Source organism: Anaerovibrio sp., assembly GCF_045637405.1.
Lineage (GTDB): Bacteria > Bacillota > Negativicutes > Selenomonadales > Selenomonadaceae > Anaerovibrio.
The window spans coordinates 1-18,173 of the sequence record NZ_JAZTZI010000167.1 but is presented as its reverse complement, the minus strand read 5'-3'; the positions used below and the strand labels follow the sequence as shown (position 1 = coordinate 18,173).

Annotated in this window: 17 protein-coding genes and 1 pseudogene; 5 read left to right on the top strand and 13 right to left on the bottom strand. The window is 43.9% G+C overall.

Going from position 1 to position 18,173, the window contains the following annotated elements:
* Nucleotides 1-354, top strand: a pseudogene (locus ACKI5G_RS12060) (sulfatase); the annotation flags it as partial.
* A 98-nt stretch (nt 355-452) separates the two neighbouring features.
* Here the strand turns inward: ACKI5G_RS12060 and ACKI5G_RS12055 are convergent.
* Nucleotides 453-3,005, bottom strand: coding sequence for a heavy metal translocating P-type ATPase (locus tag ACKI5G_RS12055; protein ID WP_407400686.1), 2,553 nt, complete (start codon nt 3,003-3,005; stop codon nt 453-455).
* 14 nt (nt 3,006-3,019) lie between these two features.
* Complete coding sequence (locus ACKI5G_RS12050) at nt 3,020-3,259, bottom strand: metal-sensing transcriptional repressor (RefSeq protein ID WP_331279579.1); 240 nt, start codon at nt 3,257-3,259, stop codon at nt 3,020-3,022.
* A gap of 560 nt (nt 3,260-3,819) precedes the next feature.
* Here ACKI5G_RS12050 and ACKI5G_RS12045 point away from each other — a divergent pair.
* Both ACKI5G_RS12045 and ACKI5G_RS12040 read left to right on the top strand, forming a co-directional pair.
* On the top strand, nt 3,820-5,130 hold the full coding sequence (locus ACKI5G_RS12045) for an ammonium transporter (RefSeq protein WP_407400684.1): 1,311 nt from the start codon (nt 3,820-3,822) through the stop codon (nt 5,128-5,130).
* Nucleotides 5,131-5,148: 18 nt separating this feature from the next.
* Nucleotides 5,149-5,523 (top strand): P-II family nitrogen regulator, encoded by a 375-nt coding sequence (locus ACKI5G_RS12040; RefSeq protein ID WP_407400682.1) that lies wholly within the window; start codon nt 5,149-5,151, stop codon nt 5,521-5,523.
* A gap of 77 nt (nt 5,524-5,600) precedes the next feature.
* Here ACKI5G_RS12040 and ACKI5G_RS12035 read toward each other — a convergent pair whose 3' ends face one another.
* The 4 genes from ACKI5G_RS12035 to ACKI5G_RS12020 form a co-directional block, all read right to left on the bottom strand.
* Nucleotides 5,601-6,746 carry a DNA polymerase IV gene (locus ACKI5G_RS12035; protein ID WP_407400680.1) on the bottom strand — a complete coding sequence of 382 codons (1,146 nt, stop codon included), beginning with the start codon at nt 6,744-6,746 and terminating at the stop codon, nt 5,601-5,603.
* A gap of 111 nt (nt 6,747-6,857) precedes the next feature.
* Complete coding sequence (locus ACKI5G_RS12030) at nt 6,858-7,052, bottom strand: DpnD/PcfM family protein (RefSeq protein ID WP_407400678.1); 195 nt, start codon at nt 7,050-7,052, stop codon at nt 6,858-6,860.
* Nucleotides 7,053-7,069: 17 nt separating this feature from the next.
* Nucleotides 7,070-7,837, bottom strand: a complete 768-nt coding sequence (locus ACKI5G_RS12025) for a DpnI domain-containing protein (protein WP_407400676.1) — start codon at nt 7,835-7,837, stop codon at nt 7,070-7,072.
* 91 nt (nt 7,838-7,928) lie between these two features.
* Nucleotides 7,929-8,318 (bottom strand): CGGC domain-containing protein, encoded by a 390-nt coding sequence (locus ACKI5G_RS12020; RefSeq protein ID WP_407400674.1) that lies wholly within the window; start codon nt 8,316-8,318, stop codon nt 7,929-7,931.
* A gap of 258 nt (nt 8,319-8,576) precedes the next feature.
* On the opposite strand from ACKI5G_RS12020, the gene ACKI5G_RS12015 reads away from it, so the two are divergent.
* Nucleotides 8,577-9,812 carry an LL-diaminopimelate aminotransferase gene (locus tag ACKI5G_RS12015; protein WP_407400672.1) on the top strand — a complete coding sequence of 412 codons (1,236 nt, stop codon included), beginning with the start codon at nt 8,577-8,579 and terminating at the stop codon, nt 9,810-9,812.
* Between the two features lie 138 nt (nt 9,813-9,950).
* On the opposite strand, the gene ACKI5G_RS12010 is transcribed toward ACKI5G_RS12015, so the two are convergent.
* Both ACKI5G_RS12010 and ACKI5G_RS12005 read right to left on the bottom strand, forming a co-directional pair.
* On the bottom strand, nt 9,951-10,364 hold the full coding sequence (locus ACKI5G_RS12010) for a universal stress protein (RefSeq protein WP_407400670.1): 414 nt from the start codon (nt 10,362-10,364) through the stop codon (nt 9,951-9,953).
* 39 nt (nt 10,365-10,403) lie between these two features.
* On the bottom strand, nt 10,404-11,030 hold the full coding sequence (locus ACKI5G_RS12005; protein WP_407400668.1) for a DUF4867 family protein: 627 nt from the start codon (nt 11,028-11,030) through the stop codon (nt 10,404-10,406).
* A gap of 165 nt (nt 11,031-11,195) precedes the next feature.
* On the opposite strand from ACKI5G_RS12005, the gene thiD reads away from it, so the two are divergent.
* On the top strand, nt 11,196-11,975 hold the full coding sequence (thiD, locus tag ACKI5G_RS12000) for a bifunctional hydroxymethylpyrimidine kinase/phosphomethylpyrimidine kinase (protein ID WP_407400666.1): 780 nt from the start codon (nt 11,196-11,198) through the stop codon (nt 11,973-11,975).
* A 325-nt stretch (nt 11,976-12,300) separates the two neighbouring features.
* Here the strand turns inward: thiD and ACKI5G_RS11995 are convergent, their stop codons facing one another.
* The 5 genes from ACKI5G_RS11995 to ACKI5G_RS11975 form a co-directional block, all read right to left on the bottom strand.
* A complete protein-coding gene (locus ACKI5G_RS11995; protein ID WP_407400664.1) occupies nt 12,301-13,950 on the bottom strand; it encodes a hypothetical protein in 1,650 nt (549 codons plus the stop codon).
* Nucleotides 13,951-13,996: 46 nt separating this feature from the next.
* On the bottom strand, nt 13,997-14,494 hold the full coding sequence (locus tag ACKI5G_RS11990; protein ID WP_407400688.1) for a methylated-DNA--[protein]-cysteine S-methyltransferase: 498 nt from the start codon (nt 14,492-14,494) through the stop codon (nt 13,997-13,999).
* 128 nt (nt 14,495-14,622) lie between these two features.
* Nucleotides 14,623-15,600 (bottom strand): biotin synthase BioB, encoded by a 978-nt coding sequence (gene bioB, locus ACKI5G_RS11985; protein ID WP_407400662.1) that lies wholly within the window; start codon nt 15,598-15,600, stop codon nt 14,623-14,625.
* 302 nt (nt 15,601-15,902) lie between these two features.
* A complete protein-coding gene (locus ACKI5G_RS11980) occupies nt 15,903-16,637 on the bottom strand; it encodes an NAD-dependent protein deacylase (protein WP_407400660.1) in 735 nt (244 codons plus the stop codon).
* Between the two features lie 312 nt (nt 16,638-16,949).
* Complete coding sequence (locus tag ACKI5G_RS11975) at nt 16,950-17,885, bottom strand: hypothetical protein (RefSeq protein WP_407400658.1); 936 nt, start codon at nt 17,883-17,885, stop codon at nt 16,950-16,952.
* Nucleotides 17,886-18,173: the final 288 nt, after the last annotated feature.

Below are 18,173 nucleotides of genomic sequence, written 5' to 3'. Positions count from 1 at the left end.
AACCTGAATCTTCAGGTCATGCTGTATTTTTCCGACCATGGTGAGCACATGAGAACGGGGCACACTCCAAATGACCAGAATTATGTGAAGGTACGCATACCTATGTTTATTTATTTAGGTGATGAATACCTTAAAAATAATTCGTCAAAATCCAAAATTCTTATGGACAGGAAAAACACCTTCTTCACCAACGATATGATGTATAACACCCTTAGTGGAATTATGAACGCAGAATCCAATTATTATATTTCCAACGAGGATTTAACCAACCCTGCTTACGATTTTACTGCCGACACCCTATGGACCTTCGGCAACACCATCAAGGTCTCTGAAGACCCATTTTTAAAAGATTAATTGCACTTAAAAAGAGATTACACCTTACGGAATATCGCTGGCGAAATCCGTAGGATGCAATCTCTTTTTCGTATACTTTTTATTACCGACTTTGCCTGTTAGCCTACCAGCTCATAACCGGCTTCTTCAATTACAGCCTTAAACTCAGCCTCAGGAATATCACGGCCTGCCTTTACCACAGCAGTTTTTGCCTCCAGGTCCACATTTACCTCAGTAACACCATCCATTTTGGACAGTGCCTCAGTAACGTGCTTCTGGCAATGCATACACATCATACCCTCAATTTTTAAAGTCTTTTCCATAGTTTTTTCCTCCTTAAAATCTTCACTGATTATTTCAGCTGCTTCTTCTGATTTTTTTAATAAGGCTTCCGGCTTAAAAAACCTAAGCCGCAAGGCGTTTAAACAAACACACACACTGGACATGCTCATGGCAGCCGCCCCCATTACCGGGGATAGCTTAATTCCAAGGGTTGAGTAAAGAACCCCTGCTGCCACTGGAATACATATAACATTATAAAAGAAAGCCCAAAACAGATTTTCCTTGATATTGCGCATAACCGCCTTACTTAGTTTAACGGTACTGACCGCATCCAGTAAGTCGTTTCTTACCAATACAGCATCGGCACTTTCAATGGCAATATCCGTCCCTGCCCCAATGGCGATACCCAGATCGGCCCGTGCCAAGGCAGGTGCATCGTTGATTCCGTCGCCTATCATGGCCACCCGATGACCATTTTCTTGAAGTGCAGCAATATGGGCCTCCTTAGGCTCCGGCAAAACTCCTGCAATGGCTCTTGGTATATCAAGTCTACGCCGTATAGCCTCGGCAGTCCGCTGATTATCCCCGGTAAGCATAACCACTTCAATGCCCATTTCCTTAAAGAGACGTATAGCCTCAGCACTTGTGGACTTCTCACGGTCCGCCGCCCCCAAAATACCAATTAATACATTATTCCTGGCAAATAACAATGGGGTACGTCCCTGGTCCGCCAGCTCGTTCAGATATTCCTGATATGATGCAGTATCTATGCCCTGCTCCCCCATGAAGCTCTGACTTCCAGCCAAATATTGGCCATCAGCCTCCAGCCCCCGGCCAAATACAGCCTTAATATTTGTCATGGACTTAGCCTCAATACCCTTGGCATCCGCATAATTCAAAACTGCCTCGGCCAAAGGATGTTCACTGCCCTTTTCCATTCCTGCGGCTATGGAAATAAGCTCCTGCTCTGCTATGTCAATGGCCTTAACATCCGTAATCACAGGCTTACCATCTGTAATGGTACCCGTTTTGTCCATTACCACAGTATCAATATTATGGGCAATTTCCAGGGCTTCACCGGATTTTATCAATATGCCGTTTTCCGCCCCCTTGCCAGTACCCACCATGATGGCCACAGGAGTTGCCAAGCCCAATGCACATGGACAGGAAATAACCAGAATGGATATTACAATGGAAAAAACGAATTCCACACTGGCTCCCATCATTAGCCAAATAAGGCCGGCGGTACAGGCAATCATAATAACCACGGGAACGAAAATTCCCGCTATTTTATCAGCCATACGGGCAATAGGGGCCTTGGAGGCACTGGCTTCATCCACCAGCCGTATTATCTGGCTAATAGTGGTGTCCTCCCCCACCCGCAGGGCCTTAAATTTGATGAATCCGTTTTTATTGATGGTGGCGGAAATAACCTTATCCCCCACTGCCTTTTCCACGGGAATGCTTTCCCCGGAAATAGCCGATTCATCAATACTGGTGGAGCCTTCTGTTATAACGCCGTCCACGGGGATCCTTTCCCCTGGCCGCACCACTACAATATCGCCAACTGCAAGGTCATCCACTGCCACCAGCTGCTCAGCCCCATCCTGTATAACAGTAGCCTGCTTTGGTGCCAAATCCATTAGCTTTTCCAAGGCTCGACCGGTTTGCCCCTTGGCCCGGGCCTCCATATATTTTCCCAGAGTAATCAGGGTAACAATCATACCCGCCGACTCAAAATACAGATTGGTGCTGTACTCAGTTACCAGGGCCATATCACCATGACCCAGACCATATCCCATGCGGAAGATGGCAAAGGCTCCAAACAGGGCTGACGCCATTGACCCCATTCCCACAAGGGTATCCATATTAGGTGCCCCCTGGGCCATGGTACGAAAACCTACAATATAGAAGTGGCGATTAAGATACATAATAGGAAGCACCAAAAGCAGCTGGGCGAAGGCAAAGGTTATGGCATTTTCGGGCCCGTCAAAAAGCTCCTTTATAGCCTCTGGAACCGGGATTCCCAGCATATTCTCCAGCATCCCATGCATGGCAATATACATAACGGGAATTAAAAAAGCAAAGGACAATATAAGCCGCTGAAAAATTTCTCGGGCCTGTTTATCCGCCACCTTTTCACTGGTGTCAGACCGCCCCGCAGCCTCTTTTTGCTGTCCCTTTACGCTGGCCCCATAGCCAGCCTTTTCCACCGCGGCAATTATAGCCTCCGGATTCGTCACAGACTCATCGTATTCCAGCTGCATACTGTTGGTTAATAAATTAACGGCAACCTCCCGGGTACCAGCCACCTTTTCCACGGCCCGTTGCACCCGTGCCGAGCAGGCTGAGCAGGTCATGCCAGTTACATCAAACTTCTCTTTTTTCAAAATATACCCCCTGGTTATTTCATAACCTTCTGTAAAAGGCAGCAAAGCTCATCCACAACTGCGTCATTACCACTACGGATGTCCTCCACCACACAGCTATGAATATGTTGATTCAACAGCTCCTTGGTAAAGGCATTTAATGCGGACTGCACCGCACTGACCTGGGTAAGAATATCCACACAATACCTGTCCTCATCCACCATATTGTGAATCCCCCGGATCTGTCCTTCAATACGGTTGAGGCGACGGATCAGTCCCTTATATTCCTCCCCCTTCTTATCACGAAATTTATGCTTGTGAACACCATCAGCCTCTGCACTTCCACAGCAACAGCAATGTTTTTCCTCTGCATTTATGTCACTCATTGTAAACTCTCCTTATCACACACGGTATAAATATACCTTATGGGGGTATAATATACCTTATGGGGGTATATGTCAATATCCTTTTCCTGCTTTCTATGTCATAAAATTATCTAAAAAAAAGTTTTCTATACCCTATTGACATACCAAAAAAAATGAGTATACTATAAAGCAACAACATACATGGCAATGACGCCCCATGAAATCAGGTACCGGATTTCGTGGGGTATTTTTGTTCTCCTGTAGGTTGTATTTCTCACAAACCAAATAGAAATATCTATACTGTCACACAAGAAATAAGATCTCCTAGCTTTTTCTTCAGTATAGGTATAAGACAATGGCGTCTTATGGTTCTTCCTTTAAAAAAGGGGGGATTATGAGACGCCATTCTATTTGGGAAACATTATTTGGAATAATCTATTTTATATTTAAGGTGGAAAGGACTGATTATTATGATTAATACCGGCGATACAGCCTGGGTCCTCATCAGTGCGGCCCTGGTATTTCTAATGACTCCCGGCCTTGCCTTCTTCTACGGTGGCATGGTTCGCAGCAAAAATGTACTTACCACAATAATGCAGAGCTTTTTTATAGTTGCATTAATTTCCGTTGAATGGGTGCTTATCGGCTATGCCATGACCTTTGGAACTGATATCAACGGCTTTATTGGCGCTTTGGACAAGGTGGGGCTCGTAGGTGTAGGCTACAATGTCCTTGAAAATGGCACCATTCCGGAGCTGGCCTTCGTAGCCTTCCAGTGTATGTTTGCCGTTATTACCCCGGCTCTTATTACAGGTGCTTTTGCTGAACGCATGAAGTTCGCAGCCTTCGCTCTCTTTATTCTCCTTTGGGCCATCTTCATTTATAATCCAATGGCTCACTGGGTTTGGGGCGGTGGCTTCCTGGCTGAGCTTGGTGCCCTTGACTTTGCAGGCGGTCTGGTTATCCATATTCTCTCAGGTGTATCCGGCCTCACCCTTTGTATTCTCCTTGGCAAGCGTGCCGGCTATGGCCGTACTGCCATGATTCCTCATAATCTTCCAATGACCGTTCTTGGTGCAGCACTTCTCTGGTTTGGCTGGTTCGGCTTCAATGCCGGCAGTGCCCTTGGTGCCAATGCGCTGGCTGCCAATGCCTTTGTTACCTCCCAGGCCGCAGCTGCAGCTGCAACCCTTTCCTGGGTAGTTACTGAGTGGAAAATGAATGGCAAGCCTACCATCCTTGGTGCAGCCTCCGGCTGTATTGCCGGTTTGGTAGCCATTACCCCTGCCGCTGGCTTCGTTGCACCACTCCCATCCGTTATCATCGGCCTTGTAGGCGGTGTGGTTTGCTACTTTGCCGTTGCTGTTCTCAAGGAAAAGCTGGGCTACGACGATGCTCTTGATGCCTTTGGTGTTCATGGTATCGGCGGTATGTGGGGTGCTTTGGCCACTGGTATCTGGGCCACTACAGAAATTAATCCTGATGGTGCCAACGGTCTTTTCTATGGTGAAAGTCACCTATTCATTGCTCAGCTCATTTCCATTGCTGTGGCTGTAGTTCTGGCAGTGGTTGGTACCACTATTCTCTACAAGCTGGTTACTTTGGTGACCGAAGCCCGTGCTTCCGAGGCCGAGGAGCTTACTGGCCTTGACATCATTGAACATGGTGAGCGGGGCTATGCCCGTTCCATTCTGGGGGGCAGCCCAATTATGGGCAGCTTTGAGGATTCCTCCGAAATGCTGGCCAACACAGTGTTGAATGCCACCACCAACAAGGCGTAAGAAAGGACAGGTGATATTATGAAAATGACCAAGATTGAAATTATTACCCGTTCCAATAAGCTGGATGACCTTATGGGTGCCCTTAATGATATCGGGGTATTGGGCATGACTGTGAGCCAGGTTTTTGGCTGTGGTCTTCAGAAAGGTCATGAGGAGGTATATCGTGGCAAGAAGTATGATATAAATCTTGTGCCAAAAATCAAGCTGGAAACCGTGGTCTGCGAAGTGCCTGTGGACAAGGTGCTGGAGGTAGCCCAGAAGGTACTGCGCACCGGCAATTACGGTGACGGCAAGATCTTCGTATATGAGCTCACCGATGCTGTCCGCATCCGTACCGGCCAGAGAGGCGCCACCGCCATCATGGATATCCCCGGTGAAAAGAAGGAGTCCTAAAAAAGCTAAAATAATACTATTTAAGCATTAAAATAACATTTTAAAAATGCTGGAATCTATCACAAGATTCCAGCATTTTATTTTTTTATTAGGCTGCCACGGGTTACTCCCAGCTTGCCAAATTTGCTGTTGATATCATCGATGGCTTGATACAGCTTATCCTTTTTCTCATCGTGGAATAGGGACATAGCCTCCATTTCCCCAAAGCCGCTGGTAGAAACCCCCAGCAGACGGATATTTCTGGTAATATTGAGGTTTTGAAACAGCTCCTTGATGACAGTGAAAATGTCATTATCGAAATTTGATGGCTCAAATAGCTGCTTCTGCCGGGTATAGGTGGTAAAATCCCTTGTCCGTAGCTTTAGCTGTATAGTCTTGGCCTTAAAGCCCGCCTTCCTCAGACGCCAGCCTACTTTGACAGACAGCTGCAGCAGCACCTCCAGTGCCTCCTCCTCTGTCTGAATATCCTCCCCAAAGGTCATCTCGTTACCAATGGACTTGGCTCGGCCCCTTGGTGCCACAGGGCGTTCATCCTTTCCCTGGGCCAGCATAAACAAATGGGTGGCGGTCTTATCACCGAAGGTTTTGTGGAGGGCATCATAGGTCATTTTCCGCAAATCGCCAATGGTCCTGATTCTAAGTCTGTCCAACACCATGGCAGTCTTGGCCCCTACACCCCATATTCGCCTTACGGGAAGGGGATCAAGAAATTCCTGCACCTTCCCCTTGTCCACCACCACCAGCCCATCTGGCTTGTCCAAATCCGAGGCAATCTTTGCCAGAAACTTATTGGGAGCGATACCCACAGAGGCCACTATACCCGTCTTTTCCCGTATTTCCTGCTTTAGCTTCATGGCATACTGCAAAGGATTCTCCATGAGACGCCCCATGCCCGTCAAATCCAAAAAAGCCTCATCAATGGACAAGGGCTCAATAAGAGGCGAATAATGGTCAAATATATCAAAAATCTGCTGGGACACCTCAGCATAACGGGGATAATTTCCCTGAATGAATATCCCCTGGGGACACAGCTTCATAGCCTTGGCCGTGGGCATTGCGGAATGAACCCCGAATTTTCTGGCCTCATAGGAACAGGTGGAAACCACTCCCCGGGTGCCGATGCCCCCCACTATCAGGGGCTTTCCCCTGTATTCCTCGTGGTCAAGCTGCTCCACCGAGGCAAAAAAAGCATCCATATCCACATGCATAATGAGTCTGTCCATAAAAATCCGCCTGCCCTTCCCGGCCTAGTTTTTAACCGAGATAAATTGCTTTCTATATTTTCGCTACCTACTAGACCTCATATGAACGTCTGTCTATACTTATATCTGAACCTAAAAGGTAATCCATTTATTTTCGCTGTTATCATTTAATATCGCTGCCTGTTTATACTCTAAGTTTCCTGGACATAAAACAAGCTCTCCTGCATTGTACTTTTGGATTACTTTATCGATTGCATCAGCCTCTGTATGGGCATCTATTTCAAATGACTCCGAAACCGTTTCTTCTATAATTACTTTGTATTTCATATGTTATTCCTTTTAATTCACAATTTGCGATAATGACCTCGTGCAGTAAACTCAATAATCCCTTTATCCCGCAGCATTTGAAGTTGCTGTCTGATTTTTGCTTTAACATTATGGTTTGCTGGGTGTAACTTAGCTAAATAGTTTTCAAAAGTATATATTTCATCCAAGGTAATTTCGTTCCCTGAAATTTTATCAACACACGCTAAAACATCTAATAACCAACTTCTCTTATTAACATCATCGACGCGAAGGTGTTCTGCACGAACAATATTATTAAATATTTCCTTTTGCGGATGAAGTTGTCCATTTTCAATTATTGGTATTTTCCCAGCTGAAGGAATAGATGTTAGATTTATAAAGCAACCAATCCAACCTGCTCTTTGGGCTGTCATCGCCAATGGCGGTCGTTTATCTATTATACTTGGTGTGAAGAAGTGTTTAGGAACAAAAAACAAATTATTAACGACCCATTGCTTTTTTGAGTATGACATAAAAAAGAAATCCGGATTATCAGCACTTCTTATTCTTTTAACCATCGTAGAATATGCACCATCAGCTATCCTGCCAAGTTTAAGACCATGTTGACTTTTTAATTCATATTGATTATTACAGTTATCACAAAAGAAATCGGCAACAGGCCGATTGTTAGCAAAATGTGTAAGTCGTTCATTTCCACATCGGGGGCAAAACATATTGCTTGCTATCCAATGCTCCGTAATTACCCTTACTCTCTGTGAATTACTCTTATAATCGTCGCCTATATCAGTACACAAAGATAAGTTCATAAGTCAAGTCAATACCTCTATATCAATATTACTATCGTCATATATTGTATTCTACCTCTGAAACGATAGCAATGCCATTAAATTATATGCATCACTTGATTATCAACCGTTCCCCTGTGGCATGCTGGCCGTGGGTGCCGTCGTACACCGCTACCCCTGCTGCTTCCAGACGTTCGCTGATATCCTTTATGGTGGGACACAGCACCGGCACGCCATCAGCATTTTTCTTGCTGGTACAATGGGAAATATGCACCGCTTCAATGCTGTTCTTGACCATGCGCTCTATTTTCTTCTCTATACCCTCCTGATTTTCCAGCATACTGTTCCCACAGCCGTTGCAGGTCCACATAGCCGCCAACTGAATATCCTCATTGGCATATTTTTTAAAGCCCTCACTGCGCTCATTAAACGCTCTGAGGCAACCCGTACCGGCACAGGAGGCCGATGTCTTCAAACAACGTAAAATCGCTACTTTCTTCATAATAAACTCCCCTATCATCATAATCACTATATAGTATATCTTCATATTGTAACTCTTTCTATTTTATTAAAACAGTTTTATAAAATTATCTCAACACAAATCAATGCAATGTTTTCCTGTATCATTTATCCATTAAGCTCTGGATGTTTTCGACGAATTATTGATAATTATTTTCAAAGAAAAACGTTGTATTTGCATAGTTATGTGTTATAATATGATAAAAAAGTTATAGTATTAACAAGAGCAAGAGGTGTTTGTATGGCTACTGTCAACGAAAATTATTTAAAATTACCTGGAAGTTATTTATTTGCGGAAATTGGCCGTCGTGTAGCTGCCTTTAAGGAAGCCCATCCTGAGGCTGATATTATCCGTCTTGGTATCGGGGATGTTACCCAGCCATTGCCTGCTGTATGTATTGAAGCCATGCACAAGGCAGTAGATGAAATGGCCCAGGTTGAAACCTTCCGTGGCTATGGTCCGGAGCAGGGCTATGATTTCCTTATTGAAGCTATCCGCAAGAATAATTATACTGACCGTGGCATTGATATCGCCACTGACGAAATATTTGTCAGCGACGGCTCCAAAAGTGACTGCGGCAATATTCAGGAAATTTTTGGCACTAATAACAAGGTAGCCATTACCGACCCTGTATACCCTGTTTATCTTGACACCAATGTAATGGCAGGACGCACAGGCGAAATTAGGGAAGATGGTCATTTTGAAGGAATTACCTACCTTCCTTGTGATGCTAATAACAATTTCTGCCCTGAACTTCCTAAAGAGACAGTGGATATGATTTATCTCTGCTGCCCTAATAATCCTACCGGCACCACTCTTTCCAAGACAGAACTGAAAAAGTGGGTGAATTATGCCAAGGAAAATAACTCCGTAATTCTCTTTGATGCAGCCTATGCCGCCTATATTACTGAGGCTGATGTACCTCGTTCCATTTATGAAATCGAAGGTGCCAAGGATGTGTCCATCGAATTCCGCTCCTTCTCCAAGACTGCCGGCTTTACTGGCACCCGCTGTGGTTACACCGTAATTCCTAAGGCTGTAAAGGGCTTTACAAAAGAAGGCAAGCCAGTGGAATTCAACAAGCTGTGGAATCGTCGTCATACCACTAAGTTTAACGGTACAGCCTACATCATCCAGCGGGGTGCGGCTGCTATATACACACCTGAGGGACAGAAGCAAATTAAGGAGCTGGTGGGCTATTATATGGAAAATGCCCGAATTATCCGTGAGGGGCTGAAGGCAGCCGGTATTGAAGCCTATGGTGGCGTAAATGCTCCGTATATCTGGCTGAAGACTCCAAACAATATGCCTTCCTGGGACTTCTTTGATAAGCTCCTGACAGAGGTAAATATTGTTGGTACACCAGGAGCTGGCTTTGGGCCATGTGGGGAAGGCTACTTCCGCCTTACTGCTTTTGGAGACAGGGAAAACACCCTGCGTGCCGTTGAACGTATAAAGACTAAATTACATTTTTAAATTTATAGCATAATAAAACGGTAGGGGCTACTTTCTATAGCAATTAGCCCCTGCCGTTTTCTTTTTTTAACAATTACCAATTGTTTATTTAGCGTTATTTTAATATTTATTAATTGTTATAATAGTATTTTAAGAGCATTATTTTGCGATTAATACGGAGCATGGTGCCTGCTCCAGCACATTGCGGCTTACGCTGCCCATAAGAATGCCTTCCACCAGACTCAGGCCACGGCTGCCCATAACAATCAGGTCAATATCATTATCAGTGGCATAATCCACGATTTTTTCATACGGAATACCAACATCAAGTACGCTCTCACATTCCAACCCATCAGGCAGTCTATCTTTAATCTCCCCTAAAATCCGATTTCCCTCCTCGGTAAGGGAATCGATAATCTCCTGACAGAGATGAACTGAAATAGCCGCTTGCTGAATATTTACCACATACATAAAAATCAGCTGCCCCGGCTCCAGCTTGGCCAGACGAATTGCTTGCTCAATGGCCTTCTCGGATTCTTCGGATCCATCTACCGGTACTAAAATCTTGCACATATTAACTCCCCCTTAAATTACAACAGAATTAACGGGTATTTATTCAAAATCCCTTACGCTTCGATTTTTACCCTTTAACAGTCCTACCCGACCTGTTTCACCACTTTCAGGATGAACCAGGAGCCACTTATTGATGGCAAAGAGCATTCTTGACTCACCCTTAGCCTCCGGCACCACATCCAAAGCCTCGTTGGTACCTCCCGGTAGCACTACGCCACTGCGAAATTCCTTGCCTTCTACCCCACATGGTGCATAATGCAGGGTTGTGGCAAATATTTCCACCACAGTACCCTTTGGTACGAAAAAGGCCTCCACTTTTGAGGTATCATACGAATTATCCCCATAATCTATATCCCAGCGATGCCCCACCATCAATATCATATCCGTTCCCGCAATATTGATTTCCGAATCACGATGATACTCCAGACCATTCAGTTTATCATTAAAGCCATGGCAGCAGCCAAACTCTATAGGCATTCCTCCATATACCTCATCCATGAACTTTAAAAACAGCTTTGTTTGTTCAAAGGCAGGAATAGATGCCTCATAAAGCACCTGCCCCTGAGGCGCCTCCGGCAGCTTTTGAACTTCATCCATAAATTCGGAAACATCCATATCCAGTACCCGGCCATAGGTTCTGAAGGCTTCATCCTTTACGCTTTTCATTATCTTAAACCTCCAAAATATTTATCGCTTTTTAAATTCGCCAAAATACTTTTTAAATCCTGCCAATTATACAAACTTTTGTTGCCATAGCCCTTTCTTGGTTCTATACTTAAATTTGTATGTGATTGGGATTTGATAGTTTATCCCAGAGAGAGAGGGTTTATTATGCATTCTGTATTAACCATTGCCGGGTCTGATTCCAGCGGGGGAGCTGGCATTCAGGCCGATATTAAGACGATTACCGCCCACAAGCTCTTTGCCACCAGTGCCATTACAGCACTGACAGCCCAAAATACCACTGGGGTCAGAGCCATTCATAACGCACCTACGGATTTTGTAGGACAGCAATTAGATGCTATTTTTGAAGATATTCCGCCTGATGCAGTGAAAATTGGTATGGTTTCCTCACCTGATATAATTCAGATTATTTCTGAAAAGCTGCGGGATTACGGTGCTATGAATATTGTGGTAGATCCTGTAATGGTGTCCACCTCCGGAGCTAAGCTCCTTGAGGATGAGGCTCAGGATAATCTCTGCCGCCTGCTCCTTCCTATTGCCAGTGTTATTACTCCTAATATTCCTGAGGCTCAGGTACTTTCTGGCATGGAAATCAAGAGTCTGGAGGACATGGAGGAAGCTGCCAAAATAATTGGTTCCAAAATCTATGGTGGTGTCCTCATAAAGGGTGGTCATTTGGCTGCTACAGCCACAGATCTTTTGTATTATGACGGAGAGTTTAACTGGTACCGTCAGGAGCATATTGATAATTCTAATACCCATGGCACAGGATGTACCCTGTCGTCGGCTATTGCCTGCAATTTAGCCCTTGGTTATGATTTGCCAGAGGCCATTGCCAATGCAAAGAAATATATTACTGGTGCATTAAAGGCAGGGCTGAATCTGGGGAAGGGTTCAGGGCCGTTAAACCATGTATATGCACTTTAAAAACACTTTTAAAGCACTTTTAAGGTGTTTAATAAGCCTTAATATAACGTTATTTTAATATTATAAAAGACCGAGGGTATTATCTGTAGCTATTCTAAAAGGCAGGGGATAATGTCTGTAGCAATTAGCGAATGGGTCGTTAAGAAACTATTTTGTCCGTACCATAATATTAGTGGGAAAAATCATCTGTTTGAGCGCCCCCTATAATGGGGAAGCGAGTTATGATTTTTTTCACTATTTAATTAGAACAAAAAGTTTTAGGCCCATAAGTGACGCTACAGACATAGCCCCTGCCTTTTTTATACACTTTTATCAAAATCAGTCTTTAAACTAACGGCTTAAATTCCAGATTGTGCCTTATACCCCAGTCCACCACTGCATCCTTGATTTCACCCTTCAAAATGTGATTGTGGTCACCCAGAGCCTGAACAATGGCCCCGTTGGATACCTCTATACAGGCCACGGGCTTTCCCTCCTGCTCCAGATAGTAGATGGCACATTCCCGACGGTTCATCCTTTCCGTATATAGATAGAAAACACAATTATGGAATGCCTCCGAAAGCTCAAAGAGTTCCTTACCATTGCGGGCGATCTTAAAGGTGCCCTGTGGCGTGTCCTCCTCCTTCATCAGATCCCCCTTGGCCAAGGTAAATTCTATATCCAGATAGCTCTTATGGCGGGCATTACTCTCCCTTCGCCGCTGCTCCATGGCCAGCTGATTCAACCGGCGTTCCTCAGCGGTCCACACATCATGGGTTTCCTTGGAAAAGCCTGTACGATAAATGGCCTGAACAAAATCATCTGTCAGCTCACCACGGGTGTAGCTGTTAAACCACATTCTAAGGCAATCATGCACCTCGTATGAACCCCCATCCAGGGCACTGTGGAGAATCTCAGCAACCCTCAGTGGTTCCCATTTTTCCATAAGCCAGCGATATAGCATCTGCCAGCCAACATAGGCGGGGTCATAATCAGATAGTGCCTCCTTTTCTTGCCGTTTCCACCACCAACCTATTTCGTAATTGCTCAAATCGCCCCACCAATACCGCCACCAAACGCCCTGACGCTTGTAAAAGGCTCCAAAACGGTCAATTCCCAGCCTATCCAGTTTTTGTCCCAAAAGCTGGTTTATATCATAAAAAAGAGGCCATAGATTTATATCATCAATGCCGATTTTCTGCAAAAAGAAGCATATTACAAGGGAGCGTCCGTTTTCACGATAGACCTTCTGCAGGCCCTTGGTTTTTGGCAGCTTAAGATAATCGCAGATGAGGTCAAAATTGCTGTCATTGGTCCTTATTATGTGACGGGCAAAATCGTAGCCAAGCATATCCACATACCAGCCCACGTTTACGTCGAGAGGATACTGGGTAAAATACTTCATGAGTCTGGCAGGTGGCATATCCGTTGGTACGGTAGGAACAAAGCCGAATTCCTCCTGAGAAAGCTCCTTTAAAAAATCCATAACCTTGTCCGTAACTATCTGGGGAATTTCCACGGAGAAATCAAAGCCCTCATCGGTCCAGTCGTATTTGTAATTAAACACACTGCCACCGGACTCTGCCTGATCTGACTTGGAAGGAATTGCTGTGTACTGCCATTTACTATAATCCAGCCGCAAGGAATACTGCTTGCTGCCCCGTCTGTGAAGCTCCACTCCATTAGCATTACCCATTACACTGAAGACATCCACCAAAATAATGGCAGTTTTTTGAGGTCTGTATAGCTGTACCCGCCATCTGGCTGCAGCTTTCTTATATACACAGCTGTATCTGTAATCAAAATCCCCTACATCCACATAGGCCAGCAGATGCTCCGGGGACTGCCGCTCTGCCAAGGCCTCAATCTGCCTTGCCCCCATGCCCTTCTCAACTATGCTTAACGAAAATTTTTCTATATCCTTTTCTATCCAGGGCTCCTGACATTCCATCCAGGAGCTGGATTTTCCGTCAAAATAATAATAACTCTGTTCCACAAATATCCCGCCTATATATTACAAAGCGCACCTCTATAGAAGTGCGCTATTCGATGTACTCAATTTTTTCCAAATCCAACAAAAATTTCTTTTTATCCAAGCCACCGGAATACCCCGTTATAGCCCTGCCGGAGCCTAAAACCCGATGGCATGGCACCATAATAGGTATTGGATTATTCCCTACAGCCCCGCCCACAGCCTGGGCCGACGCTTTTTTACCGCGCTTTTTGCTCAGCAGCTGGGCAATTTCACCATAGGTCATGGTCTTTCCATAAGGAATTTCCTTAATCACATTCCATACATCCATGCGAAAATCAGTGCCATCCATGGATAAAACAGGCATAAAATCCGGATTGCAGCCACTGAAATAAAGGCTTAACCACAATTTTGCATCCTGAATAACCGGCAGGTCATCACTAAATTCTATATCCTTGACATTCACTGGAAGCTGGTTGCCCTCCTCCTGTTCAAAGATAATGTTGGTCAGGCCATCCTCATGGGCCATAATATATAGTTTTCCCAAAGGTGAATCAAAATACGACATATATTGCACGATGGCTATCACCTCGATTGGCTACAATAAAAAATCCCACGTTTATTTTATTATAACCCAAGCGGACATTTTTTTCACTGAGTTATGGAATAATCGTGGGAAATGTTTAAATATTCTTTTTAATGGTTCGTCATGCCTAATTTCTGTAGTAATCCCATATCCTCCTTTATGGTGGTGCCAGAGGTTGTCAACATATTACCAGTTATAGATGCCGATGCTCCCCCCTGAAAAGCGGTTGCTCCATTTTCCGGCAGCACCTTTCGTCCCGCAGCCATGCGGATATTTGCAGTTGGATTTATAAATCTGAAAATAGCCAATGTCCTTAATGCATCATCCGATGATATAGGCTCTTGATGTTCCATGCCCGTACCTTGAATAGGTACCAAAATATTGATTGGAATGGACTGAATGCCTAACTCCTGTAAAGCAAAGGCCATGTCTATACGGTCCTGCCAGCTCTCCCCCATACCTATAATTCCTCCGGAGCAGACCTCCAAGCCCTCAGCCTGAGCAGCTTTGATGGTCTTTATTCTATCTTCATAGGTATGGGAGGTACATATTTCAGGGAAATAACGCTTGCTTGTTTCTATATTATGATGATAGCGGGTTACTCCTGCCTTATGAAGCCGTTTAAACTGTTCCCTTGTAATAATACCGTGGGATGCACACAGCTTTATTGTAAGCTGCTCATTCATTACCCTGTAGGCTGCCAATGCTTTCTCAAAGTCCGTGCCGCTTAATGTCCTGCCAGAGGTTACCAAAGCAATTCTGTTTACCCCTATTGCTTCATTTGCTTTTGCATTTTCCATAATTTCCTCGGTGGATAAAAAGCCGTACTCATCAACTCCCGTTTTGTGGCAGGCTGCCTGGGCACAATAGCGGCAATTTTCTCCACATCGACCACTACGGGCGTTTATTATCGTACAAAGATCAACGTGATTACCACAGAAATGCTGCTGGAGCTTCAATGCCCCCTGTTGTAGCTTTTCTAATGGAGTATTTAAAAGAAAAGATGTATCATCTTCACTTGTTATCCTTTTACCCTCTATAATTTCTTCTACAATTCTATCTATGCTATAAGAATTAACCTCAGCCATTATATACCCCTCACTTTATAACGCCATTTTATTGAACTAACGTCATTATTGTATTCCTGTAGTATTTTATTGTCAACCAATTTTATTATCACAGTTAACGTATGTCGGTTTATGTCAAAATGAACACTATATTAATTAAATGTTATTTTTACATTATTTTATCATTTTTAATTTGTTATTCTATTGTTTATATATTATTTATTTATTGTTAGTTTACAGCTATTTTAATGCTGCGAAATAAAAAGCTGATCTTGATTTTTAATAATCAAAATCAGCTTTTAAAATCTCCAAAATTCTATCTGTTATTCAACACAGGCTTTCAGCACTTTACCTGCTGCATCGTGAATCACCAGATCGCACCACTCGTCAGCAGGAGTCGCTGTTTTGTTTATCACAATAAGGTTCATTCCCCTAAAAAACCTTACCAGACTGGCCGCTGGATAAACCATAAGGGAGGTACCTCCCACTATCATGGTATCTGCCTTGGTAATTGCTTCTTCTGCGTCAATAAGGTCCTGGCGATTTAGGGCCTCTTCGTAAAGCACCACATCAGGCCTTACCATTCCGCCACATTTTGGACAGGCGGGAATACCATCACTGTTCACCACGAATTCTGCGTCATAGGTGGCATGGCATTTTACACAGAAATTACGGTGAACAGATCCGTGAAGTTCAATGACCCTTTTTGAGCCTGCCATTTGGTGTAGTCCATCAATATTCTGGGTAACGACGGCCTTCAGCTTTCCCATTTCCTCCAGCCTGGCCAGAGCTTTATGGGCATTATTGGGCTTGGCATCCAAATAGATAAGATTTTTCTTGTAATAATCAAAGAATTCCTTTGGGTGCTCCTCCAAAAATGTATGGGAAACCATTTCTTCAGGAGTAAATTTCTGTTTCAGCTTTCGGTTATATAAACCTTTGGCACTTCGAAAATCAGGGATACCCGACTCGGTGGATATTCCAGCCCCACCCAAAAAGACCATGGAACGGCTCTTATCTATTATTTCCTTCAATTTCTTTATCTCTGCAGCACCCATCCAAAACCACCTCACATTCATTGGATATTTGCGCCTGCTATTAGCTTTTCCGGTGAATCTTAATTTTAGTTTATTCTGCAAAATATAATAAAAATCCTGCTGAATTTTTTCCAATATGCGTAATATGTTAAAAAGGAAACACCTGCTGTTTGTTCAGCAGGTGTTTCCCTCTAGGAAGGTCTTATGGGTTTATCAAAAATGGGAGTGCCTTTTAATGATATTATTTTACAGTTATTTTAACTTTTAAAAAGCTTTTATATAAACATAATATAACTTTAATATATCTTTAAATAAGCCTTTATTAAACTGTTTTTAAACAGCGCGCTTGTAGTTTTCCAGCTGCTCGATTCCCCTTGGCAAAGGCAGGCTATCATAGGTACTCTTAATAGAAGTATAAAGCTCCGCCTTTCTTTCATTAGAGGTATCCGGATCTCTCCATTCCTCGTACATCTTATGGGTTGCACGGCTGGCTGCCAGAGTTTCCTGGGAATGAACCTGTATTTCAAATGCTTGACCGGATGGACTGGTAGCATTGAGATGAACTGCCTTGTAGCGTCCATCCTTGTTAAGATACTTATTGTCAATTTCATCCAAAGTGTAGCCCTTCTCCTCAAGGAGCGCCACAGTGTCACGAACCTTATCTGCCATTTCATCGTGGTTTACCACCTCAGTATATCTGAGGAGATCACCGGTTTCAGAAACATATTCAAAATCCTGCTTTGGAGTTTCCCCTGCTTCCAGAGCCTTGTTGGTCTTGCGGTCAATTTTACTCTTGATACTGGAGGCTGTCTTTACGGAATATTCCAGCCCCTCCATGGAGGTACCCAGCCTATTGGCAATATCCAGCATATCCATGGTAATACGAGGTTCATTGGCTCTTGCCATATTATATGCCACCTGAGCCCGCTGCTGACATCCTTCCAGAATGTTATCCCCTTGGGATGCACTACCGGAAATTACGACCTTGCCGTTTCTGTTACGATAAGGAATACCACCAAGGCGCATACTGTCTGTAAGGACCGTTGCCGTGCTCATAAGCCCCAGTTGAGCCGCCGATGCACTATTAACATTACCAAAGCTGCATGTAAATGCAGACCAGGCAACCACACCGGCAACGAGAAATGCCTTCCCCCGGCCAAGGTTCTCCATCTTGGTTATTTCAATCATCCGTGATAAATCGTTGAGCTTGGTATTTTTCAAATATCTTCTCACCTTTTTCATATAATTATTAACATCATTTGTATCCATACAGCTTCACTTCCCCTCTGTAATAAAATAGCTGAGATACATTGCAACAGCATTAATGCTATTGTCTATGGTTATACTATAGCAATGAATTATGAATTTTAGTTGAAAGACATAACCAAATAAGGGGCTGCCGCATTTGATGATTTTTCATCATGAACTGCTCCCCGTCAAGAGGACAATAAAATAATATAAAATTTCTTTGGTCGGCAGATTCGTCTGTCGACCTTTTTATGCGGCTAAATACAAGGTGTGTTTCTCTATCGGCGTCAAGATACCAAGATTACGTTG

Excerpts from the sequence above, each read along its gene's own strand:
- ACKI5G_RS12035 (WP_407400680.1), bottom strand. The coding sequence starts at position 6,746 with ATGGACAGACTCATTATGCATGTGGATATGGATGCTTTTTTTGCCTCG.
- ACKI5G_RS12040 (WP_407400682.1), top strand. The coding sequence starts at position 5,149 with ATGAAAATGACCAAGATTGAAATTATTACCCGTTCCAATAAGCTGGAT.
- ACKI5G_RS11975 (WP_407400658.1), bottom strand. The coding sequence starts at position 17,885 with ATGGATACAAATGATGTTAATAATTATATGAAAAAGGTGAGAAGATAT.
- bioB (WP_407400662.1), bottom strand. The coding sequence starts at position 15,600 with ATGGCTGAGGTTAATTCTTATAGCATAGATAGAATTGTAGAAGAAATT.
- ACKI5G_RS11990 (WP_407400688.1), bottom strand. The coding sequence starts at position 14,494 with ATGTCGTATTTTGATTCACCTTTGGGAAAACTATATATTATGGCCCAT.
- thiD (WP_407400666.1), top strand. The coding sequence starts at position 11,196 with ATGCATTCTGTATTAACCATTGCCGGGTCTGATTCCAGCGGGGGAGCT.
- ACKI5G_RS12045 (WP_407400684.1), top strand. The coding sequence starts at position 3,820 with ATGATTAATACCGGCGATACAGCCTGGGTCCTCATCAGTGCGGCCCTG.
- ACKI5G_RS11980 (WP_407400660.1), bottom strand. The coding sequence starts at position 16,637 with ATGGGTGCTGCAGAGATAAAGAAATTGAAGGAAATAATAGATAAGAGC.
- ACKI5G_RS12010 (WP_407400670.1), bottom strand. The coding sequence starts at position 10,364 with ATGTGCAAGATTTTAGTACCGGTAGATGGATCCGAAGAATCCGAGAAG.
- ACKI5G_RS12030 (WP_407400678.1), bottom strand. The coding sequence starts at position 7,052 with ATGAAATACAAAGTAATTATAGAAGAAACGGTTTCGGAGTCATTTGAA.
- ACKI5G_RS12025 (WP_407400676.1), bottom strand. The coding sequence starts at position 7,837 with ATGAACTTATCTTTGTGTACTGATATAGGCGACGATTATAAGAGTAAT.
- ACKI5G_RS12005 (WP_407400668.1), bottom strand. The coding sequence starts at position 11,030 with ATGAAAAGCGTAAAGGATGAAGCCTTCAGAACCTATGGCCGGGTACTG.
- ACKI5G_RS12020 (WP_407400674.1), bottom strand. The coding sequence starts at position 8,318 with ATGAAGAAAGTAGCGATTTTACGTTGTTTGAAGACATCGGCCTCCTGT.
- ACKI5G_RS12015 (WP_407400672.1), top strand. The coding sequence starts at position 8,577 with ATGGCTACTGTCAACGAAAATTATTTAAAATTACCTGGAAGTTATTTA.